The sequence below is a fragment of the Belliella pelovolcani genome, from assembly GCF_900156785.1.
GTDB lineage: Bacteria > Bacteroidota > Bacteroidia > Cytophagales > Cyclobacteriaceae > Belliella > Belliella pelovolcani.
In genome coordinates this window covers 1-22,428 of the sequence record NZ_FTOP01000023.1, presented here as the reverse complement: position 1 = coordinate 22,428, position 22,428 = coordinate 1, and the positions used below count along the sequence as shown (strand labels likewise).

Genomic DNA, 22,428 nt, shown 5'->3' with positions numbered 1-22,428 from the left:
TTTAGAATGTGATATTGAAACCTCCCATAAATACTCTTGGCTGCGGCATAGCGTAGAAATCCACTCCTTGTGTGGTAGCTGTACTAGCTGTTGAGTTGACTTCAGGATCCATTCCACTGTAATTAGTGAAGGTCAGTACATTTTGACCGCTGATATACACTCTTGCAGAGGTCATCCCAAGTTTGGATGCCAAAGAGGCTGGCAAAGTATAGCCAATGCTTAAATTCTTCAATCTCAAATAGGATCCATCTTCTACAAACCTTGAAGGCCTAAGGTTGGCAGCATAGTTGGCATTAGTCATTCTAGGAACCATGGTGATGTCTCCAGGCTGTAGCCATCTATCAAGCTGGCTAGATAGGAAGTTTGTATTCCTTGTTCCACCATGCTCTTGGAAGAATTTATTCCAAAAAAGCTGATCGTTACCATAAGAGTACTGAAAGAAAATCATGGCATCGAAATTCTTATACCTGAAGGTATTGGTGAGTCCACCAAAGAAATCAGGCCATGCATCACCTACAATAAACCTATCAATATTTGGATCAAATGGTCTATTTGGATCTTTTGTCTCCCATATTGGGTCTCCAGTTTCAGGATTTACACCTAACTGCTTGTGCATCCAGAATGAGTACATAGGTATACCTTCTTCCATTCTGATGATATCTCTGTTGTACACAGGTATAGCCTGTGCTAGCTTTTTAATGTTGTTTCTATTTTGAGCCACATTGAAATTGACATCCCATGTAAAATCTTGTCTATTCACCAAGTTTCCAGCGATTGAAAGTTCAAATCCTTTGTTTTCCATTTCACCGAAATTTTGGAAAATACTGCTGAAACCACTGGCTCTAGGGATAGGTACTGCTAAGAGCAAGTCAGTAGTCTGTTTGTTGTAGTAATCAAAAGAGACATTGAGCCTGTCACTGAACATGGCAAAGTCAACCCCAATATTAAATTGAGCCGTTCTTTCCCATTTCAAATCTGGATTTGCTAACTGAGAAGGTTCGGTTCCAGGAGTGATTGCATAATTAGCCCCACCTGCCCATAGTCCTCTTGATTGGAAATCGTTGATGCCGTTTTGATTACCAGTGACACCATAGCTAGAACGTAGCTTTAGATCAGATACAAATTGACCTTTGTTGAAAAAGTCTTCCTCAGAAATTCTCCAGCCTACTGCTGCAGAAGGGAAAGTCCCCCATCTATTGGCTGTACCAAATCTAGAACTACCATCTCGACGTACATTCAAAGTCAATAGATATTTGTTTTGAAGCGAGTAATTTATTCTAGTAAACAAAGAAGCAATTCCCCAGATAGATCCATCAGAGGAGGATGTTTGAACAGCAGCAGAAGCAATTCTTTTGAAGTCATTGGACGGGAATTGCTGTCCTGTTGCCGAAGTTCTTTCAAAAGTTGATTGCTGTAAAGTAGTTCCTAATAGCACACTCAGGCTATGTCCACCATCAAAATTTGTCTGATAGTTCAAGACATTCTCTTGAATCCAGTTGTCATTAACAGAAACAATTGAAGTAGCTTGACCATTGACAGCAGCACCTGCATTGAGTAGGGTGTTGATGTAAGTGTCTTCTTTGACATTATTATAATCGACGCTGAAATTACTTCTCAAAGTGAGACCAGGGAAAAATTCATATTCTCCATATACCGTGGCCAAGACTCTATTTGTCACCATGGTAATATCATTTTCATTGATTACAGCTATTGGGTTCTCAAAAATAGAGAACTTAGTGTAGCTGCCATCTGGCTGGTATGGAGGCAAGTTAGATGGGAAGAAGTGTGTACCACCTAGTGCTCCAGCAATATTGTCATCATTATTGACCCTATTTCTGATATTTCTTGAATATAGGATACTGGTTCCAATTTTTAATTTATCCGAAACGAAAGCATCAAGATTAAGTCTTCCAGTTCTTCTTGTAAATGAAGATGGAGCAACAATTCCATCCTGATTGAAATCTGAAGCAGATGCTAAATACCTTATTTGATCATTACCTCCAGTAACAGAAACATCAAAATTGGTGATCGGAGCATCTCTAAAAACAAAATCAGCATAATTTGTGCTGATGGCTTGAGATGGGTTAGGATATATAGGTTGGCCACCATTATTAACAGCTGCTTCATTGCGGAGCATCTCAAAAGTGGATCCATCTACCAAGTCTGGCTTTCTCCAAGCGCTTTGTACACCATGATAGGCTCCAATCGTTACCCTGGCTTTTTGGCTTTTACCTCTTTTGGTAGTGATCAAAACTACACCATTGGCAGCTCTTGCACCATAAATGGCTGTAGCTGATGCATCCTTTAAGATTTCCATGGATTCAATATCGGCAGGATTGATATCAGCCATTGCATTTGCTGTACTACCACCAAGACCAACAGCTGATAAGTTTCCGGAGACAATTGGAATACCATCTACTACATAGAGTGGGTCGTTGTTTGCATTGATCGAGGTAGTACCTCTTACTCTGACAAACATACCACCTCCAGGGATACCTGAATTTGATGATACCAATACACCAGCTGCACGTCCCTGCATCATCTGGTCAGGGCTAGGCATGGGTAGGTTTTCAATGTCCTTGGAGCTTACTGATGAAATAGCCGAAGTGAGCGTCTTTCTGTCTTGCTCACCATAACCGACAATGATCACTTCTCCTAGCTGCTTGACATCTTCACGTAGCGTAATGTTAATACTGCTTCTAGTTCCAACAACCACTTCTTGGCTTAAATAGCCAATGTAGGTGAAAATCAAAACCGCATCATTATTGGGGACTTGAATTGTAAAGGAACCATCAATATCAGTGACTGTTCCGACTGTAGTTCCTTTGATTTGGATGTTTGCACCAGGTATCGGCTGGTTGTCTGAGCCTGATATCACTGTACCAGATACACTTTTTTGTTGGGCATGCAGATAGCCCGTCGATGCAATCAATGATAACATGACTGCGAGTAAAACTTTCCTCATAGTTAGACTGGTTTATATTGTTGTACAATAAACTTCTTAAAAGTTAAAAAAAATCTAGCTCAAATTTCAAGTATTTAGCTTAATAAAAGAATAAAAAATGGTAAACTTAAAAGTAATCTTTAAATAGTTTTAAAAATGAATTTATATAATGATTTTAGGCTTTTAATTGAATAATTAGCGGAATTTAATTCTGTTTTATTATTGAAAATACCAATCTATTGAAAGAATTTTGTATTTATTAATTTTTTATATGTAGAATTTACTATTGTAATATGTTCTTTTATTGATCAAAAAAAACTGTCAGCCAAAAAAGATTGACTGACAGTTTAAACCTAAGTAAGCATAATGATTTAATCAGCTTTCTCGTAAAGCTTTTTAAGATGAGGTACGCCTTTTTCCATCCACTCGGGAGCAGGCTTATTCATCAAATGATGGTCAAAGTACTCTTTCATCCTTCTTTGGAAGTCTTTTTGATTAGCCTCGTTGGCTAGGTGATGACCTTCATTTGGATAGGAAAGGAAGATCACTTCTTTACCCATTCTTCTGGCAGCATTGTATAATTCAAGTCCTTGTGACCAATCCACCGCTCCATCTTTGGTGCCATGAAGAATCATGAATGGCGTTTTGATATTTGGGATGTGAAACATCGGATTTTCACGCTGATAGATTTCTCTATGTGTCCAAGGTGTCACGCCATACCCCATTCTTACTTGACCGATTTCCATGATTCCATGGTGTACAGTTCCACTACTGCCATAGATATTATTGTAGAAGCTCTCCAAATTGGTAGGTGGAGCGCCTGTCACGATACACTTAAACATATCTGTCTGAGTCAGGATAAATGAAGTCTGATATCCACTCCAGCTATGCCCTTGAAGCCCTATGTTGTTTTCATCCGCATACCCTTGCTTGATCAATTCTCTGGCAGCAGATGTGATGACATCTAGCGAGCTAGTGCCAGGCTTGCCTTCTTCAAATACAATGTCTGGCATAAAAATCACATAGCCATTGCTTGCGTAGGTGGAGAAATGCGGTCGGTCATCATATACTGGCATAGAGTACTGGTGATGTCGCTCTGACATGGTTTCGTAGAAGTAAATAATCGTAGGGTAAGCTTTCCCTTCTTCATAATCAGCAGGTAACGTCATGGTACCTTGCAACTTGTTGCCTCTGCTGTCAGTGAAATCAACCAATTTTCTGCTTCCCCATGCATATTCAACTTGCTGCGGATTGGCATCGGTTAGTTTTTTTTGGCCATTAAACTTACTATTTGCAGCATAGTAATCTGGATAATCTACAAATGTTTGTTTGGTGAAAAACACTTTATCAGCATTCTCAGCTTTTATTGGTCTTCCATAACTCAGGTCCTCATACACCAAAGCTTTTGGCTGAGAACCTAAGTTCAATTCAAAGAAACCTTCTTTTTTTGTCTTGTCACCATAGGCAGTCAGAAGCAGGGGTTTTTTCGTGTCTATCCAATCTTCTTCACTGTCTAGAGAGAGATATCTCAATCTAATTTCTTGTTGATCCCCAATTTTGGTGATGTTTTCAGCTTTGGAGCCGTCTAGCGCCAGCATCCAGAGGTCATACTTATGATTGAGAATTACATTTTTGCCATCTTTGGTCCATCCAGCTACCCCGAAAGTTGGGTTTTCATGTGGATAAGGATGCTCCATGTCCATAAAAATGACAGCTGCTTTCTCAGAAATATTCGTTTTTTTATCTGTCTGAAGGTCGTAAGCGATAATAGCCGTGTCTTTTTGATATAAATAAAATCTTCCGTCAGGGGAAGACTCTAAAGTTCTGATCACTAAATCTTCTATTTTTTTGCGAGAGCCATTATTGATATCTACCCTATATAGATCTGCTGGTGAAATCCCCCAATTGACATCACTGATATATGGGCTGTCATCTCTTCCTATTCTGTATTGGGGATGTTTGGAGTCCATCACATATTTGAGATCATCATCAGCAAGTCTGACGAATTTGTCATCTGCTATATGATAGATAGCATTGTAAGTGTAGTTTTTGTCTCTATTTGCTCTTACGATCTGTACCGATTGTATATAATCATCTTTCCAATGCCAAACGTCTACATTTGCAATGGTGTCCTTACTCATTTTTACTTTAACTTCTTGTTCCTTAATTCCCAAGCCTACCGTTTTACCATCATTGCTAAAGCTTAGCCTTCCTTTTTCACTGATGACGTAGTCACTTGGGAAACCATTCGCCTTATTGGATAGCACCTTTTTTACTGGTGATTTGTCTAAAGCTGTGAAGACAATCAGCTCGTTGTTTTGATGGATAAGAGAATCAACTTTATTTCCTTTCAATACGGCAAGTTGATTGCCTTTACTACTCCACTCAGCTTTTTTTGCTTGAGCATCATCCCAAGTAAGGCTTTGATAGATAGCTTTGTCACTATCTAAAGAACGGGTGGCCATGTTTTGTAAATCAAGTACAAATACACCATTTCCTACTTGATCTTCGGCATCTACAAGGTATGCCAAATGACTACTTTTTTGATTGAAAGCAAATTCTACAATATTTCCTAGATTTAAGGCTGTTTTAGTGGTCAGGTTGTAAAGTACGAGGTCAGCTCCTCTGACATCGGATTTAGCATTTTCTGGTTTGTCCTTCAATACTGCCCAATATTTTCCATCATTTGAGAAAGCCATTCTATTGGCTCTTTCAACAGAGAATTTATGATCAGAGTTTAGCGCTTTTACATGTGCAGTACTTGGAATAGGTTTTCGCGCTTTCCTTAGTTTTTCTGATTCGGATTTATTTGGCTTAGTTAAGTAGGCAAAGAAATTACTGTTTTTTGAGAATGTTGGAGATGACGCATATGGGATACGCTCCAAGTTCTCAGGGTTGAGTGATTTGAGATGCAGTGTATCATCTCCACCATTAGGCCTCAATGCATAAGCAAACCAATTCCCATCTGCCGAGGCTGTTGGAGAAATGATTCTTGACCACCTCGAATAGTCTTCGAGTTGCAGAGGTTTTTTTTGGGCATAAGTTATTCCCACAAAAAGCATCAAAATGATCAAGATGCTATATTTTTTCAATTTCATATGATTGGAGTTTAGTGATTTATATTTATCAAAGCCAATATGAAATGAAAATAGGAAGATTCAAATAGAAATTACATTTATGGTTTTATTCGCTCATGACAAAAAAAAGAGGACTAACCTAAGCTAGCCCTCTTTATATTCTTGATTGGTATTGATTATGCTTCCGCAGGAACTACGTGTACATAAGACTTACCATCAAACTTCTTTTTGAATTCTACTTTTCCATCAGCAGTTGCGAAAAGCGTATGATCTTTACCCAAACCTACGTTTTCTCCTGGATGATGCTTAGTACCTCTTTGTCTTACGATGATGTTACCAGCAATTACTGATTCACCGCCGAATTTCTTCACACCTAGTCTTTTGCTATGTGATTCTCTTCCGTTTTTGGAACTACCGACACCTTTCTTGTGAGCCATATTCTTTAATGTTTATTGATTCCTAAGGGAATTCTTATAATACAATATTTTCAATCAATACTTTAGTGAAGTCTTGTCTGTGACCGTTTTTCTTCTTGTAACCTTTTCTTCTTTTCTTTTTGAAGACGATTACTTTGTCACCTCTTACATGATCAAGAATCTTTCCTGATACCTTTGCTCCCGCGATTAATGGAGCACCGATTGACACTGTACCATTGTCATCTGCCAACAATACTTGGTCAAATTCCACGGAAGCGCCAGCCTCGCCTTGCATTTTTGGTGCATAGACATACTGATCTTTAGTTACTTTGAACTGCTTACCTGCGATGTTAACGATTGCGTACATAGAATTTGTTTGAAACTATTTTATCAAATTGAGGTGCAAATATAGGAAGTCTATGTCATACAAAAAAATAAGTTTATAAAATTGATCACCAAGGCTGGATATTTCTGAGTTTTGATCTATCATTTCCCTCAAAAATATTTGATTTTTAGCAGTCAGGGGACAATTTTATTCTATCCAAAAATTAAACCTGAAATATGCAAAAGAATTTTTATGGTATGACATACAAGTATTGTGTGTTCGTTTCTCGCAAATGCATATTCAATCGCTTCACTACATTCAACTCATCAACATAGAAATGTCTATACTATACTAGCTAAACAATTGATTATTTGGTCTTTAGACCTCTTCTTGATAGTCAAAGGAGTAGATTATGACGAACTAAATTGCATATTGTGGCTTGATTCAAGTGGCTTGAAAAACTATTGACCAATGGTCAAAAAATAATTGATTTTCGTCCAAAAAATATTTTTCAATTTTTTTTCAAAAAGATTATTAGCTTGATCTTGTTGTATTTAGTTTAATATAAGATGTAATTAAAATAATTTAAACACATGTAAATCAATATATTATAATATTTTGAACAAAGGTCATAAAACTAAGTAAATAGCCTACTTTTGGGTTTTATTATTCAAAATTGTTGTTCATATTTGTTCAGAGGCAATTCACTCTTTTTGTCTTTTAAGCCCTAGCAAGTCGAAGTAAATCATGTTTAAAGTCTTTGAGAAGAGACTTTCAATCATTAAACTATTATAAAAATGCAACAGATCGAACCAATTCTTCAGGATAACAAAAATCGTTTTGTCCTTTTTCCAATTCAGCATAACGATATCTGGCAATATTATAAGAAAGCGGAGGCTAGTTTTTGGACTGCCGAAGAGATCGATTTGAGTCAAGATTTGAATGATTGGAAAAATCTAAATGATGGAGAAAGGCATTTCATTTCTCATGTATTGGCATTTTTCGCTGCTAGTGATGGCATAGTAAATGAAAATCTTGCAGAGCATTTCGTTGCTGAAGTACAATATACAGAAGCTAAGTTTTTCTATGGTTTCCAAATTGCGATGGAAAATATCCATTCAGAAACTTACAGCTTACTCATTGATACTTATATCAAGGATGCCAGAGAAAGAGATAAGTTACTCAACGCAATTGAGCATATTGATTGTGTCAAGAAGAAGGCAGAGTGGGCATTGAGGTGGATTGACAATGGAAGTTTCCAAGAAAGATTGATAGCTTTTGCGGCCGTAGAGGGTATTTTCTTCTCTGGGTCTTTTTGTTCTATTTTCTGGTTGAAGAAAAGAGGTTTGATGCCTGGATTGACATTCTCCAATGAATTGATCTCAAGAGACGAAGGCTTGCATTGTGATTTTGCTTGTCATCTTTACACACAGCATGTCAATAATCAATTGCCAAAAGAAACAGTAACTATGATTATCAAAGATGCTGTCGAAATTGAAAAGGAGTTTGTTACCGATGCCCTGCCTGTTAGATTAATTGGAATGAATTCTGATTTAATGTGTCAATATATAGAGTTTGTTGCAGACCGGTTGTTGATAGAATTAGGTTGTGAGAAGGTATGGAACAGTACCAATCCATTTGACTTTATGGACATGATTTCATTACAAGGAAAGACGAACTTCTTTGAGAAAAGAGTTGGGGATTACCAAAAAGCAGGTGTGATGAAGTCAACAGAAACGAGTGACTCGCCTAAATTCTCTATTGGAGAAGATTTCTAATATAATTTTTAAAGCCCAAACCAAAGATATCATGCTAGTAATCAAAAGAGACGGAAGAAGAGAATCAGTAAGATTCGACAAAATCACTGCAAGGATAGAAAATCTTTGCTATGGATTGGACAATAGGTACATTCAGCCTATTGAAGTAGCCAAAAAGGTAATCGATGGCCTGTATGATGGTGTCACTACGACAGAGTTAGATAACCTCGCTGCTGAGATTTGTGCCTCGCTCACCGTAAAGCATCCTGAGTATGCTACTTTGGCTGCTAGAATAGCTATTTCCAACCTTCATAAAACTACCAGTCAATCTTTTTCAAATACCATGAAAAGATTGTATACCTATATCAATCCCAAGACTGGTGAAAATGCAGCTCTGATTGCACAGGATGTGTATGGTATTATCAAGAAAAATGCCGCCAAACTAGATGAAGCAATAGATTATAACAGAGACTTTTCATATGATTATTTTGGCTTTAAAACGCTTGAAAGAAGCTATTTGACTCGTTTGGATGGTAAAGTGGTAGAGAGACCTCAGCACATGTTGATGAGAGTGTCAGTGGGTATTCACAAGGAGGATATCGAAGCCGCTATCGAAACATACAATTTGCTTTCAGAAAAGTGGTTTACGCATGCTACTCCTACACTTTTCAATGCAGGTACACCTAAGCCGCAGTTGTCTTCTTGCTTCCTTTTGACTATGAAGGACGACAGTATCGATGGGATTTATGATACCCTCAAGCAATGTGCTAAAATATCACAATCAGCTGGTGGAATTGGGCTTTCAATTCATAATGTACGTGCAAAAGGCTCGTATATCAAGGGAACTAATGGAGTTTCTAACGGCATCGTGCCGATGCTGAGAAACTTCGACATGACTGCGCGTTATGTCGATCAAGGCGGAGGAAAAAGAAAAGGAAGCTTTGCAATTTACTTGGAGCCGTGGCATGCTGATGTGAAGGATTTCTTAGAGTTGAAGAGAAATCACGGCAAAGAAGAGATGCGCGCCAGAGATCTATTTTATGCCATGTGGATTCCAGACCTATTTATGAAGCGCGTTGAGCAAAATGAAAGCTGGTCATTGTTCTGTCCAAATGAAGCTCCTGGATTGGCAGATTGTTATGGTGCTGAGTTTGAGAAATTATATGAAAAATACGAAAGAGAAGGAATTGCTCGTGAGACAGTGAAAGCTCAGGAGTTGTGGTTTGAAATTTTGGAATCTCAAATAGAGACTGGAACGCCATACATGCTGTACAAAGATGCAGCAAATATGAAATCCAATCAGAAAAACCTTGGGACAATAAAGTCCTCCAACTTGTGTACTGAAATCATCGAGTATACTGCTCCAGATGAGGTTGCTGTTTGTAATCTTGCCTCTATAGCATTACCTAAGTTTGTACTGGAAGGAAAAGATGGTGTCAAATATTTTGATCATCAAAAGCTTTATGAAATCACCAAAGTCGCAACTAGAAACCTGAACAAGGTCATAGATGTCAACTATTATCCTGTAGAAGAAGCAAGAAGGTCAAACTTTAGACATAGACCAATTGGTTTGGGCGTACAAGGTTTAGCTGATGCCTTCATTCTATTAAGAATGCCATTTGATTCTGAGGAAGCAAAAAGACTCAATGAAGACATTGCAGAGACCATGTATTTCGCAGCAATGGAAACATCCATGGAATTGGCGAAAGTAGAGGGTACTTATGAAACTTATGAAGGATCTCCAGTTTCTCAGGGACTTTTCCAATTTGATCATTGGAATGTAACTCCTAAATCAGGTAGATGGAATTGGTCAGAATTGAAAGCAAAAGTGAAGAAGTACGGTATCAGAAACTCACTTTTAGTTGCTCCTATGCCGACTGCCTCTACTTCTCAGATTCTAGGCAACAATGAGTGTTTTGAGCCTTACACATCAAACATTTATACCAGAAGAACCTTATCAGGAGAATTCATAGTAGTGAATAAGCACCTGATGCGAGATCTCATCAATCTAGGATTGTGGAATGATAATTTGAAAAATAGGTTGATTGCTGCTAATGGATCTGTACAAAATATCCCAGGTATTCCTCAGAATATCAAGGATCTCTACAAGACTGTATGGGAGATATCTCAGAAGAATATTATCGATATGGCGGCGGATAGAGGGGCATATATTTGTCAATCTCAGAGTATGAATGTGTTCTTACAGGATCCTAATTTCGGGAAGTTGACCTCTATGCATTTCTATGCTTGGAAAAAAGGACTTAAAACAGGTATGTACTATCTGAGATCTCAGGCCGCTACAAGTGCAATTCAGTTTACGGTAGATAAGGCTGCCTTGAATGTAGACTCTCAAGCTCAACCTGTATCTTCAGATTTGACTATGACACAACAAAAGCAAGATGCCATCGCATGTTCATTGGATAATCCAGATGACTGCGAGATGTGTGGCAGTTAATTAAGTAAGGAGTAATATTTAGAGTTCGTTTATGGTTAGAAAAGCGTCTGATTTTGTCGGACGCTTTTTATTTTTCTTTTGGTTCAAATAAAGCCCCATTGACAGCGACTTTGGTAATGAAAAAAACATCTCTGTTTTGCTGTCTGCCATCTTCGTCTTGGTACTTGATATTTTGTTTTCCTGTCAATAAGTAATTGTTGTCATACCACCAATATAGCATCAGACTTCTTGCTTCCGTATCCCTGATTCTTTCTGTTTCGTTGATGAGTTCTATTTCGAAAAGTTCATTTTCGAAAATTACTACCCCATCTTCTATGTAGCTTAGTGCTAGCTTTTCTCCCTCCAGATACATGAAATGTAATTTCTTCCCATCATAACTGAGTTCGCCAAATTTACTAGGGTTGTTGGTGGTCCTACTAGGAAGTCTCAAGGAATTATCCCAAATAATACCACCATCATTATCCAAGAGTAAAATCTGGGCTGCATGAAATTTATATTCACCCTCCCTGGAATTATTAAAATTCGGATTATAAGGCATGCCTCGATAACCAAAATAAGGGTCATAAAACATGTTATTGTAAAAAGGGCTATAGGGATTGATCCTGTAGAAACTATTAGCATATACACCATCTCTAGGAAAATACCGAGGGTTGTTTGCAGTAAACAGGTCACTGTAGATGAGGTATCCATTACCAAGGGAGATAACTTCTCGTGTAGAAAAGGCAGGTTTGATGGTAGGTACTTTACCTTTGTTTAAGTTTTTTTCTAAGCTTCTGAGTCTTCTTTCTCTTGTTTTCTCTGGAAGGTAATTGTAGAAATTCTCAAGATTTTCGAGCGTATAGTATTTGCTGACTACTTCCCCAAATTCATTGATTTCGGACATGTAAATTCCCTGATAAGCTTCTTGCTTTTTCTTTCCATAAGTCCCGATCAAAGCTTGTTGATACTCTTGGAAAGGAGTCAAAATTCCCTCAATGATTTCCATCTTGGGATCGTCAAGACCTTTTAGGGTGATTTCTCTAAGTTTGTTGCCTTCAAGGTCAAAAGTAATTACCAGTACTTGTTTGACTTTATATTGATCTCGCTTACTTAATAACACATCAATTACCCCAAGCTCCTCGTCCTTGCGTAGTTGCAGAATCTTTGAATCTTTAGAGTATATTCCTTGCGCGGTAATGACATTACTTGATTCAATATCAAAGAATTGAATAACAGGGAGTGATTCGGAATCTCCCATAAAGACCATTTTGTCGCCCATCACAAAAAACTCCTTAAGCTCCATGTCCAATACATTGGACATATCATATTCTATGTTTGACTCTTCATTTATCTTTATTTTGATGATGTAACGGTCCTTGCTAGCGTAAGAATTTCCCTTTTGGAAAAGGGCATAGAAAGCATCGTCATTCCAGTCATACCCGATTAAATCATATCCAGATTTGACAGGAATCTTGTTCATGAAGCCTTGATTGAGGTTGAAATCTGTATTGAAGATTTCAAATGTTGGCGTGTTGCTTGAACTTCTGTCCTTATTTGTTCTAAATGCAATCAGCCCATTTTCAGTGAAAATGGTCATGTAGTCACTTTCGCCAAATTTGACTTCCATTTCAAGTCTTTGTACAAAATCAACCTGGGCCATTACTGGCGTTAAGAGATATATTGCTAAAAAAACGCTGAGTATATATTTCATAATTCCTGTATTCAGCTAATATTTTTTGGTTTATCAGATCGAAAGACGACGAGTTTTCAATCATTGATGCTTAAGATACACCTTAAGATTTTATTTTAAAACAATTAATCCTGACATTTGTCCTTATCTGTAACCAATATTTTTGAAGCCTTGGATCAAAAAGAAATCATAAAAAAATTAAAGCTCATCATCAAATTGATGGAGCTGCATGACGAAAATTCATTCAAAATTAGAAGCTATCAGTCTGCGGTGAATACTTTGGAGCGGGGAGAAGATATTCAAATCGTGGGTAAAAGTATTGCTGAACTTCAAGAAATAGGGGGTATTGGAAAAAGTATCGCAGAGGTAATTTTTTCTCTTGGTGACGCAGGTACACATACTTATTTGGAGGAATTGTTACAAAAAACGCCAAGTGGTATTTTGGAGGTATTAGAAGTAAAGGGTTTGGGTCCGAAGAAAGTAAAAGTTCTTTGGGAAGAAATGAATATCACTTCTACGCACGAGTTGATGGAGGCTTGCCAATCAGGTCAAGTTGCTAAGATTAAAGGTTTTGGCGAGAAAACTCAGGAAAGCATCATCCAGGTCCTGGAATTCAAAGCAGCCAATCAAGGCAAATGGCTTTATGCAGATATTGAAGGTGCTGTTAGTGATTTGTTAGACAACTTGGCGAAATTAAACTCGATCAATGATATAGTGACAGTTGGTGAATATGCTAGAAAGCTTGAAATCATCACAGAAGTGGAATTTTTGATAGCTACTGATGACAGAAAAGGAGCATTTGAGGCACTAGCCAAAATTCAAGGTTTAGCATTCAACGAGAAAAAAAGTAGTCCATTTAAGTGGAGGGGTAAATTGATTGATCCAGAACTGAGTTTGATTATTCATCTCACATCGAAGGATGATTATGTCAAAGAGAAAATTCTTAGGACAGGGAGCAAAGCTCACTTACTTTATCCAATGGAAGGCAATGTTCCCTTTGTAGATGTTTTAAAAACAGGTGATTTCCAATCAGAGCAGGAAGTATATCAAGCGGTAGGATTGAGTTGGATTCCAGAAGAATTAAGAGAAGGTTTCTTCGAGTTTGATTGGGCCAAAGAAGCGCAATCACTTCTGGAGGAAAAAGACCTGAAGGGAATATTACATAATCACTCTACTTACAGCGATGGAAAACATACCCTTCGCCAAATGGCCGAATACTGTAAGGAATTGGGGTATGAATACTTGGGTATATCAGACCATAGTCGTACCGCTTCTTATGCTGGAGGGTTGGACATTGACAAAGTAGCAAAGCAGCATCGTGAAATAGATGAATTGAACAAGGAACTTGCACCTTTCAAGATTTTTAAGGGTATAGAAAGTGATATATTGACTGATGGTAGCTTGGATTATCCAGACGAAGTATTGGCTAGTTTTGACTTTATCGTCTCTTCTATTCACTCAGGTCTGAGTATGGATAGAAAAAAAGCCACAGCGAGACTACTTAAGGCAATAGAAAACCCTTATACAACTATATTGGGCCATCCTACTGGGAGGTTGCTACTTAGGAGGGAAGGTTATCCAATAGATCATCAAGCCATCATTGATGCATGTGCTACCCATCAGGTAGTGATAGAAATCAATGCCAACCCATGGAGACTGGATCTTGACTGGAGATGGGTTCATTATGCTTTAGAAAAAGGAGTGAAGCTTTCCATCAATCCTGATGCCCATGCTATGGAGGGCTATGCAGATATGCGATATGGAGTGTTGGTAGGGAGGAAAGGAGGACTTACCGCAGATATGACTTTCAATGCACTGAGCCTTGATGAGATCACAAAATATTTCAATGAAAGAAAAAGTAAATCAAGAAAATAATCACCTATGAACTGGATGGAGAAGGACGAGAAGCTCTTGTTGCAGCGCTCGTTTTTATTTGGAGCAACTGGAATCGTTTTATGCTTACTGGCCTTGGCAAATAGTCATTTTGGGTTACTCGCTGCTCCGATGGGGCCATTGAATGGAGTTGGTGTGGCTTTACAGTTTTTTGGATTGAGCATAGCAGTCTTAGTCTTGAGAAAAAGGAAGATAAAAGAGGAAACCAAAGACAAGGCCAAGCAAATGATTTTGGTATTGGCCGTGGCTTTGTTGTTTTTCTTTATGGTCATCTGAGTTTAAATTAAATAAGGTATGTTTAAAAGCATCTTAATTGGATTAGGATTTACTATGATATTTCTTGTTTCTTGTAGACATCAGGAATTTTGGCAAGAAGGAGATATTTTATTTCAGGATGGAGATTGTGGGGATTTTTGTGATGCGATCAAAAAGGTGACACAAGGTTATCAGGGTAGAGATTTTTCGCACAATGGATTATTGATGAAAGAAGGTGGACAATGGTTTGTTTTAGAAGCTATCGGTAAAGGCGTAAGCAAGACCCCCTTGGTTGATTTTCTCAATAAGCATCTAGACGATGCAGGAAACCCTAAAGTCATGGTAGGAAGGCTCAATTCTGAATACCGAGATTTGATTCCAAAAGCCATTGAAGAAGCCAAAAAGCTTCTTGGTAAACCTTATGATTCTGTTTTTGATTTTGAAAATGATGCCTATTATTGTTCTGAGTTGATTCATTTTGCTTTCAAAGCAGCCAATGATGAGCAGAATCTTTTCACTCCTAAGCCTATGACTTACCGAGATCCAGACACAGGAGAAATGTTTCCTGTTTGGGTGGAATATTTTGATAGATTGGGTGCTGATATCCCAGAAGGAGCATTAGGTTTGAATCCCGGAGGGATGTCACTGGAGCCCGTTTTAGAAATGTTGGAGCTTCCAATGTGACTTTTGTTGCAGGTCGATTTTAATTTGAACAATTACCTTTGGCTATTGCTTTAGTGTTAATCATTTAAATTCGGATTATGCTGCGTTCCTTTTTCCAATTACAGATCAAAGCATTTGATTACTTAGATAGTCACTGGGAAGGCCCTACGGTATCCAAAGTGATCAGTAATATTGTGCTAGGTTTTTTTTTGATAGGCCTATTATTAGGTTTACTTAATTTTCTAGGCTTTTGGGTTTATAGTTCACTATTCAGTCCTTTTTTCTCTATCGAATTGGCATTCAATGTATTATTGATTTTCGAAGTGTTGGGGTTGATTTTTTTGATTCCAAAGTCAGTTGCGGATTCTGTAGGGAAGCAGTTCGAAATCATATCTTTGGTTTTACTGAGGGATGCATTCAAAGAGTTTGGCCATTATCTGGAATCAGTCAATTGGGAAGTGGAGTTTGTCATGGAATTGTTGCCGATTATTTCTGACGCCTTTGGGGCGATATTGATTTTTTTCATAACAGGCATCTTTTACAAGAACCAAAAGCATCTTCGCATTACACAAAGTCACGAAGAACAGAGAGGATTTATAGGGATCAAAAAGTTGCTTTCGATTTATTTGACGATTTCGTTTTTTGGTTTAGGGGTGTATGATATTATTTCTAGTTATCAGACGCATCAATTTATCTACAGTATCAAGCTATTTTACACCTTATTGATATTTACAGATGTGTTTATTCTCTTGTTTTCACTCCGATATACCACCAAATATTTTAATTTGTTCCGTTATTCATCATTTGCTTTGGCTACCATTTTTCTTAGGTTGACCTTGTCAGCACCAGCCTATTACAATGTAGGCTTGGCTGTAATCGCTGGATTGATGGTGTTGGGTGTGACGGCCATTTATAATATGCTTTTGAATAAAGTGCCAGAACTGGAAAAAGTTGAAAAAATAAGTTCCTGATTTTGAATAGAAATAGCTTTTATTGGCTGAAAAATACATTTTTTTTGAGGGTCTAGTTTGGAAAAAATGAAGCAACCTGTTATGTTTGCATCACGTTAAACAAACGGGTTTAACAAAATCACAAAATTCCTCCTTAGCTCAGTTGGTTAGAGCACATGACTGTTAATCATGGGGTCCTAGGTTCAAGCCCTAGAGGGGGAGCAAAAGCGGTCAGATGGCCGCTTTTTTTGTTTATACCTCTTTATTTTAATTTGAGGAGGTTTTTTGGTTGCAAACTTTTCTGACTCTTCAATTTAATAAAAATGATTTTTAGTTTAAATCATTGATTTTCAGAAAGAAGTGTAGGTTTAAGTTTCATAGGGTTGATATAATAACCGAAATGGAGTTTAATTAATTTTCAATTCTTATTTTAGATAAATGAATTCAAGCACTAAAAGTAATATGGCATTGATTAATGAAAATTTGAAATTATCCCCAAAAACTAGTCTGTTTTTTTTCTTTATAAATAAAGGAGTTATTTGGGTATTTTTTTGCTCAATGTTGCTCGTTTACATTAATAACTTCTTTCCAAAGATCATCTTTTCAGACCTCTTTTTTAAATTATGGAAAATATCTGAGAATATAATATACTCGTTAATTGCTGCAAGTATATTTTATTTTTTCCTAGAAGTCCTACCAAAAGTTAAATCTCAAATAGATTTTTATTCATATACTTTATCATTACAAAGCAGGCTAAAAACCCATTTATTTTTTTTGAAAAAAGCTCTTGATTTAATACCTAAGAAAACAGAAGTGCTTACCGAATCAATCTCAATTAAAAAAAAGAAGGTACCTCGGGAATTAGGAACGATAAATAAATATGATGTTATATCAATTCTTAAAAAAATTAATGAAATTAAAAGAAGAGAAATAGAAATATTTAATAAACTGTTTGAAGCGCACAACGGAAATGTTGTTGAAAAGGTGTTTTATTATAGACTAAACATCATAAAAACAACAGATTTACCAATTGAAGGTAAATTACTTGATGTCTACACTGAAATCAGCATCCAAATTGAATCTCTAAATGAAATTGAAAGACTGATTTTAGGTCATGTTAATATAAAAAATCAGTCATCTTAAATACAATTATAAACCTCTTTTAAAGTCAAAAATACCCTACTCCGGTTGCAACTATCGTTGATAGGGGGAGCGAAAGCGGTCAGATGGCCGCTTTTTTTATTTTTACCCCTTTCTTTTAATTTGAGAAAGTTTTTTACGGTTGCAAGTTTTTAAAAAACGTGAAATTTATGCTAACGAATCAACCTTGACCACGCTTATACGAAATAGTTGGTGGTACATCATATGGGTCAATCTCTACGATTTTTCCATTTCTAACGACAACCAATGGACTATTCTTGGCCTTTTTAAATTCGACTAGCTTGCGATAAGCTTCCTCTAGTCCCTTGACTATTTTGTCTCTTTCCTCTTTTAATTGGTCTTTAGTCTCCATAATGTGTTTGTTTTAAACCTTCCCATATCTCCCTGTTATTAATTGTAACGCCATTAACCCCGCCTTCTGCCACTATTTCATAAGTGTCTCCAGAATTATTTACAAATAGCCAGTTATCTACTTTGGGCAGAAATAATCTGAAAAAATTCTCAAGACCGCTTTTATATCTTCTTCTGATAACATCTTCAGGTATATGATGTCCGCCCTCTTTTACTCGCCTTGCTACCCTTGAAACAGCCAAGTCATCGGAATCTAACCAAAAAAACAAACAGGTTACCTGATAATTTAATTCCTTTGCTCTTTCAACAAATTGCACATAACTCCTTGTAGAAAGCGTCGTTTCAAAAGCAAAATTTTCCCCTGACTCTAATAACTTTTTGATTCTTTTCAGCATATATCTTCCAGCTTCAATACCAGCTTTTTCTGGTTGGAAAGGAGAGATTCCTTTTGCAATTTCATCCGCATTCACAAACTCTTTACAGTCCAAGATTTCAGGCAAAATGGTATACGAAGCAGTAGTTTTACCTGCTCCGTTACAACCTGCTATGATGTAAAGTTTCTTCATTCAATACAAATATACACTTTACTATCTAATCATCATTTTACCCAATCCATGAAGATAATATTGGTGCGATTACTTCTTACAACCTACTGAGTGAAAGTATTAATTAGTCAACTCCTTCATTACATCTTTTAAAACCAAAAATACCTTACTCCGGTTGCAACTATCGTTGATAGGGGGAGCTAATGAGAAAAAGAGGTCAGAAACGACCTCTTTTTTGTTTTTATGTTTCTCTCCTTTAAAAAGAGAAAGTTTTTTACGGTTGCAAGTTTTTAAAAAACGTGAAATTTATGCTAACGAATCAACCTTGACCACGCTTATACGAAATAGTTGGTGGTACATCATATGGGTCAATCTCTACGATTTTTCCATTTCTAACGACAACCAATGGACTATTCTTGGCCTTTTTAAATTCGACTAGCTTGCGATAAGCTTCCTCTAGTCCCTTGACTATTTTGTCTCTTTCCTCTTTTAATTGGTCTTTAGTCTCCATAATGTGTTTGTTTTAAACCTTCCCATATCTCCCTGTTATTAATTGTAACGCCATTAACCCCGCCTTCTGCCACTATTTCATAAGTGTCTCCAGAATTATTTACAAATAGCCAGTTATCTACTTTGGGCAGAAATAATCTGAAAAAATTCTCAAGACCGCTTTTATATCTTCTCCTGATAACATCTTCAGGTATATGATGTCCGCCCTCTTTTACTCGCCTTGCTACCCTTGAAACAGCCAAGTCATCGGAATCTAACCAAAAAAACAAACAGGTTACCTGATAATTTAATTCCTTTGCTCTTTCAACAAATTGCACATAACTCCTTGTAGAAAGCGTCGTTTCAAAAGCAAAATTTTCCCCTGACTCTAATAACTTTTTGATTCTTTTCAGCATATATCTTCCCGCTTCAATACCAGCTTTCTCTGGTTGGAAAGGAGAGATTCCTTTTGCAATTTCATCTGCATTCACAAACTCTTTACAGTCCAGGATTTCAGGCAAAATGGTATAGGAAGCAGTAGTTTTACCTGCTCCATTACAACCTGCTATGATGTAAAGTTTCTTCATTCAATACAAATATACACTTTACTATCTAATCATCATTTTAACCAATCCATGAAGACAATATTTGGTGCGATAACTTCTAATAATCTTGCTGAGAGAAAATATTACTTAGTTAACTCCTCCATTACCTCTTTTAAAACCAAAAACACCCTACTCCGGTTGCAACTATCGTTGATAGGGGGAGCTAATGAGAAAAAGAGGTCAGAAACGACCTCTTTTTTTGTTTATACCTATCTTAATTATTAGACTTTTCGTATCGCATTCAATTATAATCGTATCAATTCGTATCATTGTGTAACAGAGATTTCAGATCATAATTGTATATTTACGTATCAAATCGCATCTTATTTTTTTCAATACAATAGTTGCTAATTTAGTCTTTTATTGAGCTGTAATAGTAATGAACAAACAACTACTAATTCTAAGCAACGATTTACTTTCAGATTACTTGGGGAAAGTACCGGAAGGGTTAAAATATGCTTTTGAAGCATTGAAAGACGCCGAAATCTCCACAGATACCTTTAGTTTTTACATCTCTGTATCCTCAGTATATAGCAGCAAAATAGAAGGAGAGGCTATAGATTTGGATAGTTATGTTAAACACAAGAAATTCGGTATTGAGTTTTCACCGGATTACACTAGAAAAATAGATGACCTCTACGACGCCTACACCTTTGCAAAGGTCAATGAGCTCAATAAGGAAAACATTGCCCAAGCCCATTCATTGCTCAGCAAAAATATCCTTAATAATAGCAGGCAGGGAACGTATCGCGCACAAAACATGTATGTCTCCACTCCTGATGGTCGTATTGAGTATGTAGCAGCTTCAAGCTTCACCTTTTGAATTAGAGGTAGAAATGGAAAAGTTTTATTCCGATTTGACACTACTACTCAAATCAGAAATGTCTATTGAGGAAGTTTTTTTTTATGCATCAATGATTCATTTAGTCTTTGTCAAAATTCACCCCTGGAATGATGGAAACGGAAGAAGTGCACGATTACTTGAAAAATGGTTTTTAGCAGAAAAATTAGACGATAAGGCCTGGTATATGCAAAGTGAAAAAATGTATTACGACCAACATCAAACTTACTACTCAAACATCAGACTTTTAGGCTTAGAATTCCCTATGTTGGATTATAAAAATGCGTTTGCTTTTTTATTGATGCTTCCATCTTCTGTAATAAAAGGAATAGAAATAACTTAAAAGATTTTCTTGAAAATTTCCATAAATTTTAAATATACCCAACTCCCGTTGCAACTATCGTTGATAGGACGAGTAAAAGCGCTCATCTGACAGCTTTTTTTGTTGTGTTTCTGTTTTTTTGACTGAATATAATTTCATAGTATATTTGACTATGCAAAAATTAGATAGAACCCATAGCACTTCTGGTAATCTTTTTCAAAATAAAGAAGAGATCATTCATTATTTAGGAATGAGTAAGGAAGAAATTGCTAAAGTTTTTGCCTATTTAAATAGCGTTTCCTTTAATTATGCTTTAGGTGATCCTCCCAAAATGGATAAGGATGCATTTTCAATGCGCAAAATTTAGTCATGGGAAATGTTTTTAATCCAGATTTTCAAGAGTTTTTATTGGCTCTGAATAGAAATGAAGTCAATTATGTCTTAGTAGGTGGATATTCTGTTATCTATCATGGATTCCCACGGACAACAGGAGATTTAGATTTGTTTGTTGAAGTTTCACAAAGCAACTACCAAAAATTGGTTAAAGCATTTGAACAATTTCAAATGCCTATGTTTGACATGACAGAAGATTCTTTTCTACATCAAACTACAATAAATGTGTATACATTTGGAAGACCTCCTGTATGTATTGAGATTTTAAAAGAAATCTCTGGATTTACTTTCCAAGAAATAAGTAATAATGCATTGAATACAGTATTTGAGGAAATACCAATGAAAGTAATTCATTTAAATGACTTAAAACGAAATAAGCAGATAAGTGGCCGTGGAAAAGATTTAAATGACTTGGAAAATCTTTCTAAACTATAATTATATTCATTTTACTTTTTAATCAACATTTATCCAAGTAAACCTATCAGATAATATTGGTACTATAACTTCTTATAATCTTATTGCAGTAAAGTCTTATTGAGATACAGCCTTGATTACATCAAGTAGTATCATAAACGCCCTACTATGGTTTATTTAGTCTTTGTCAAAATTCACCCCACGAATGATGGAAACGGCAGAAGTGCCCGATTACTTGAAAAATGGTTTTTAGCAGAAAAATTGGGCGATAAGGCCTGGTTTATACAGAGTGAAAAAACGTATTACGACCATCATCAAACCTACTACTCAAACATCAGACTTTTAGGCTTAGAATACTTTACCTTGGATTATTCTAAAGCACTTCCTTTTTTACTGATGCTACCCTATGCTACAAAAACTTTATAGGCTCAGCAGTTGAGTTTTTTCAATAGAAAAAGAAAAAATAAAAGATTGCTACTTCACCATTTTTGACATTTTCGAAATGCCCGATGGTACGTCGACTGCCATCCATAACCCTATCAGATTCAATGTAACCAATTGTTCTTCTGCTTGCATCCATGATCCGACTCTGCTCGATGTAACCGACGGTTTTTCTGCTTGCATCCATGACTCTACCATTTTCTATATAACCTAGCGTTCGCCTTGAAGCATCTGTGATACGAGAATGATCAATATGCCCTATGGTAGTACGAGTTGCATTCATCACCCTACCATTTTCAATATAACCAACAGTTCTTCTACTCCCATCCATCAAGCGCTGTGCTTCTGCTGCAAAGCCAAGTCCAAAGAAGAGGATCAATGTTAAAAAGGTAAATCTCATTATCTGTCAATTTTAGCCCATCCTAGATTCGGAATATAGGTCATAAGCGGCGATCAAAGATT

22 protein-coding genes and 1 tRNA gene are annotated in these 22,428 nt (G+C 36.7%); 13 read left to right on the top strand and 10 right to left on the bottom strand.

Annotated features, from left to right (window positions below; all coding sequences use genetic code 11):
• Position 1: 1 nt before the first annotated feature.
• From BW935_RS17070 to rplU, 4 genes are all read right to left on the bottom strand, one after another.
• Entirely contained in the window at positions 2-2,965 is a 2,964-nt protein-coding gene (locus BW935_RS17070) for a SusC/RagA family TonB-linked outer membrane protein (protein WP_076502996.1), read from the bottom strand.
• Between the two features lie 350 nt (positions 2,966-3,315).
• A complete protein-coding gene (locus tag BW935_RS17065; RefSeq protein WP_076502995.1) occupies positions 3,316-6,042 on the bottom strand; it encodes a S9 family peptidase in 2,727 nt (908 codons plus the stop codon).
• 155 nt (positions 6,043-6,197) lie between these two features.
• Positions 6,198-6,458, bottom strand: a complete 261-nt coding sequence (rpmA, locus tag BW935_RS17060) for a 50S ribosomal protein L27 (protein ID WP_076502994.1) — start codon at positions 6,456-6,458, stop codon at positions 6,198-6,200.
• A gap of 34 nt (positions 6,459-6,492) precedes the next feature.
• A complete protein-coding gene (rplU, locus tag BW935_RS17055; protein ID WP_076502993.1) occupies positions 6,493-6,804 on the bottom strand; it encodes a 50S ribosomal protein L21 in 312 nt (103 codons plus the stop codon).
• A 755-nt stretch (positions 6,805-7,559) separates the two neighbouring features.
• On the opposite strand from rplU, the gene BW935_RS17050 reads away from it, so the two are divergent.
• Together BW935_RS17050 and BW935_RS17045 are read left to right on the top strand one after the other, a co-directional pair.
• Positions 7,560-8,540 (top strand): ribonucleoside-diphosphate reductase small subunit, encoded by a 981-nt coding sequence (locus BW935_RS17050; protein ID WP_076502992.1) that lies wholly within the window; start codon positions 7,560-7,562, stop codon positions 8,538-8,540.
• A gap of 31 nt (positions 8,541-8,571) precedes the next feature.
• Positions 8,572-10,974, top strand: coding sequence for a ribonucleoside-diphosphate reductase subunit alpha (locus BW935_RS17045; protein WP_076502991.1), 2,403 nt, complete (start codon positions 8,572-8,574; stop codon positions 10,972-10,974).
• Positions 10,975-11,041: 67 nt separating this feature from the next.
• On the opposite strand, the gene BW935_RS17040 is transcribed toward BW935_RS17045, so the two are convergent.
• Positions 11,042-12,664, bottom strand: coding sequence for a transcriptional regulator (locus BW935_RS17040; RefSeq protein WP_076502990.1), 1,623 nt, complete (start codon positions 12,662-12,664; stop codon positions 11,042-11,044).
• A gap of 198 nt (positions 12,665-12,862) precedes the next feature.
• Here BW935_RS17040 and BW935_RS17035 point away from each other — a divergent pair, with 198 nt between their 5' ends.
• From BW935_RS17035 to BW935_RS17010, 6 genes are all read left to right on the top strand, one after another.
• A complete protein-coding gene (locus BW935_RS17035; RefSeq protein ID WP_245802734.1) occupies positions 12,863-14,518 on the top strand; it encodes a DNA polymerase/3'-5' exonuclease PolX in 1,656 nt (551 codons plus the stop codon).
• Between the two features lie 6 nt (positions 14,519-14,524).
• A complete protein-coding gene (locus BW935_RS17030; RefSeq protein ID WP_076502989.1) occupies positions 14,525-14,812 on the top strand; it encodes a hypothetical protein in 288 nt (95 codons plus the stop codon).
• An 18-nt stretch (positions 14,813-14,830) separates the two neighbouring features.
• Positions 14,831-15,475: a YiiX/YebB-like N1pC/P60 family cysteine hydrolase gene (locus tag BW935_RS17025; protein WP_076502988.1), complete on the top strand. Its 645-nt coding sequence runs from the start codon at positions 14,831-14,833 to the stop codon at positions 15,473-15,475.
• A 77-nt stretch (positions 15,476-15,552) separates the two neighbouring features.
• Positions 15,553-16,425 (top strand): hypothetical protein, encoded by an 873-nt coding sequence (locus BW935_RS17020; RefSeq protein ID WP_076502987.1) that lies wholly within the window; start codon positions 15,553-15,555, stop codon positions 16,423-16,425.
• A gap of 127 nt (positions 16,426-16,552) precedes the next feature.
• Positions 16,553-16,626 (top strand) — tRNA-Asn (locus tag BW935_RS17015).
• A 240-nt stretch (positions 16,627-16,866) separates the two neighbouring features.
• Positions 16,867-17,547: a hypothetical protein gene (locus tag BW935_RS17010; protein WP_076502986.1), complete on the top strand. Its 681-nt coding sequence runs from the start codon at positions 16,867-16,869 to the stop codon at positions 17,545-17,547.
• Between the two features lie 178 nt (positions 17,548-17,725).
• Here BW935_RS17010 and BW935_RS17005 read toward each other — a convergent pair whose 3' ends face one another.
• The 4 genes from BW935_RS17005 to BW935_RS16990 all read right to left on the bottom strand — a co-directional run bounded on the left by BW935_RS17005 (position 17,726) and on the right by BW935_RS16990 (position 19,537).
• Complete coding sequence (locus BW935_RS17005; RefSeq protein WP_009187140.1) at positions 17,726-17,917, bottom strand: hypothetical protein; 192 nt, start codon at positions 17,915-17,917, stop codon at positions 17,726-17,728.
• Entirely contained in the window at positions 17,907-18,482 is a 576-nt protein-coding gene (locus tag BW935_RS17000; RefSeq protein ID WP_076502985.1) for an ATPase, read from the bottom strand. The genes BW935_RS17005 and BW935_RS17000 overlap by 11 nt, the downstream gene beginning before the upstream one ends.
• Positions 18,483-18,780: 298 nt before the next feature.
• Entirely contained in the window at positions 18,781-18,972 is a 192-nt protein-coding gene (locus BW935_RS16995; protein ID WP_009187140.1) for a hypothetical protein, read from the bottom strand.
• Positions 18,962-19,537, bottom strand: coding sequence for an ATPase (locus BW935_RS16990; RefSeq protein ID WP_076502985.1), 576 nt, complete (start codon positions 19,535-19,537; stop codon positions 18,962-18,964). The genes BW935_RS16995 and BW935_RS16990 overlap by 11 nt, the downstream gene beginning before the upstream one ends.
• 397 nt (positions 19,538-19,934) lie before the next feature.
• Here BW935_RS16990 and BW935_RS18735 point away from each other — a divergent pair, with 397 nt between their 5' ends.
• From BW935_RS18735 to BW935_RS16970, 5 genes are all read left to right on the top strand, one after another.
• Positions 19,935-20,378, top strand: a complete 444-nt coding sequence (locus BW935_RS18735; protein WP_245802733.1) for a hypothetical protein — start codon at positions 19,935-19,937, stop codon at positions 20,376-20,378.
• Between the two features lie 13 nt (positions 20,379-20,391).
• On the top strand, positions 20,392-20,739 hold the full coding sequence (locus tag BW935_RS18730) for a Fic family protein (RefSeq protein ID WP_245802732.1): 348 nt from the start codon (positions 20,392-20,394) through the stop codon (positions 20,737-20,739).
• 151 nt (positions 20,740-20,890) lie between these two features.
• Positions 20,891-21,085, top strand: a complete 195-nt coding sequence (locus BW935_RS16980; protein ID WP_076502984.1) for a hypothetical protein — start codon at positions 20,891-20,893, stop codon at positions 21,083-21,085.
• Between the two features lie 2 nt (positions 21,086-21,087).
• The gene (locus BW935_RS16975) at positions 21,088-21,546 is read left to right on the top strand and encodes a hypothetical protein (RefSeq protein ID WP_076502983.1); all 459 of its coding nucleotides are present in this window, start codon (positions 21,088-21,090) and stop codon (positions 21,544-21,546) included.
• A gap of 147 nt (positions 21,547-21,693) precedes the next feature.
• Entirely contained in the window at positions 21,694-21,951 is a 258-nt protein-coding gene (locus tag BW935_RS16970; RefSeq protein WP_076502982.1) for a Fic family protein, read from the top strand.
• Positions 21,952-21,970: 19 nt separating this feature from the next.
• On the opposite strand, the gene BW935_RS16965 is transcribed toward BW935_RS16970, so the two are convergent.
• Positions 21,971-22,366 carry a 5-fold beta-flower protein gene (locus BW935_RS16965; protein ID WP_076502981.1) on the bottom strand — a complete coding sequence of 132 codons (396 nt, stop codon included), beginning with the start codon at positions 22,364-22,366 and terminating at the stop codon, positions 21,971-21,973.
• Between the last annotated feature and the right edge of the window lie 62 nt (positions 22,367-22,428).

Bases quoted from the DNA above. Each gene is read 5' to 3' on its own strand.
- BW935_RS17070 (WP_076502996.1), bottom strand. From the start codon at position 2,965: ATGAGGAAAGTTTTACTCGCAGTCATGTTATCATTGATTGCATCGACG.
- BW935_RS17065 (WP_076502995.1), bottom strand. From the start codon at position 6,042: ATGAAATTGAAAAAATATAGCATCTTGATCATTTTGATGCTTTTTGTG.
- rpmA (WP_076502994.1), bottom strand. From the start codon at position 6,458: ATGGCTCACAAGAAAGGTGTCGGTAGTTCCAAAAACGGAAGAGAATCA.
- rplU (WP_076502993.1), bottom strand. From the start codon at position 6,804: ATGTACGCAATCGTTAACATCGCAGGTAAGCAGTTCAAAGTAACTAAA.
- BW935_RS17050 (WP_076502992.1), top strand. From the start codon at position 7,560: ATGCAACAGATCGAACCAATTCTTCAGGATAACAAAAATCGTTTTGTC.
- BW935_RS17045 (WP_076502991.1), top strand. From the start codon at position 8,572: ATGCTAGTAATCAAAAGAGACGGAAGAAGAGAATCAGTAAGATTCGAC.
- BW935_RS17040 (WP_076502990.1), bottom strand. From the start codon at position 12,664: ATGAAATATATACTCAGCGTTTTTTTAGCAATATATCTCTTAACGCCA.
- BW935_RS17035 (WP_245802734.1), top strand. From the start codon at position 12,863: ATGGAGCTGCATGACGAAAATTCATTCAAAATTAGAAGCTATCAGTCT.
- BW935_RS17030 (WP_076502989.1), top strand. From the start codon at position 14,525: ATGAACTGGATGGAGAAGGACGAGAAGCTCTTGTTGCAGCGCTCGTTT.
- BW935_RS17025 (WP_076502988.1), top strand. From the start codon at position 14,831: ATGTTTAAAAGCATCTTAATTGGATTAGGATTTACTATGATATTTCTT.
- BW935_RS17020 (WP_076502987.1), top strand. From the start codon at position 15,553: ATGCTGCGTTCCTTTTTCCAATTACAGATCAAAGCATTTGATTACTTA.
- BW935_RS17010 (WP_076502986.1), top strand. From the start codon at position 16,867: ATGGCATTGATTAATGAAAATTTGAAATTATCCCCAAAAACTAGTCTG.
- BW935_RS17005 (WP_009187140.1), bottom strand. From the start codon at position 17,917: ATGGAGACTAAAGACCAATTAAAAGAGGAAAGAGACAAAATAGTCAAG.
- BW935_RS17000 (WP_076502985.1), bottom strand. From the start codon at position 18,482: ATGAAGAAACTTTACATCATAGCAGGTTGTAACGGAGCAGGTAAAACT.
- BW935_RS16995 (WP_009187140.1), bottom strand. From the start codon at position 18,972: ATGGAGACTAAAGACCAATTAAAAGAGGAAAGAGACAAAATAGTCAAG.
- BW935_RS16990 (WP_076502985.1), bottom strand. From the start codon at position 19,537: ATGAAGAAACTTTACATCATAGCAGGTTGTAATGGAGCAGGTAAAACT.
- BW935_RS18735 (WP_245802733.1), top strand. From the start codon at position 19,935: ATGAACAAACAACTACTAATTCTAAGCAACGATTTACTTTCAGATTAC.
- BW935_RS18730 (WP_245802732.1), top strand. From the start codon at position 20,392: ATGGAAAAGTTTTATTCCGATTTGACACTACTACTCAAATCAGAAATG.
- BW935_RS16980 (WP_076502984.1), top strand. From the start codon at position 20,891: ATGCAAAAATTAGATAGAACCCATAGCACTTCTGGTAATCTTTTTCAA.
- BW935_RS16975 (WP_076502983.1), top strand. From the start codon at position 21,088: ATGGGAAATGTTTTTAATCCAGATTTTCAAGAGTTTTTATTGGCTCTG.
- BW935_RS16970 (WP_076502982.1), top strand. From the start codon at position 21,694: ATGGTTTATTTAGTCTTTGTCAAAATTCACCCCACGAATGATGGAAAC.
- BW935_RS16965 (WP_076502981.1), bottom strand. From the start codon at position 22,366: ATGAGATTTACCTTTTTAACATTGATCCTCTTCTTTGGACTTGGCTTT.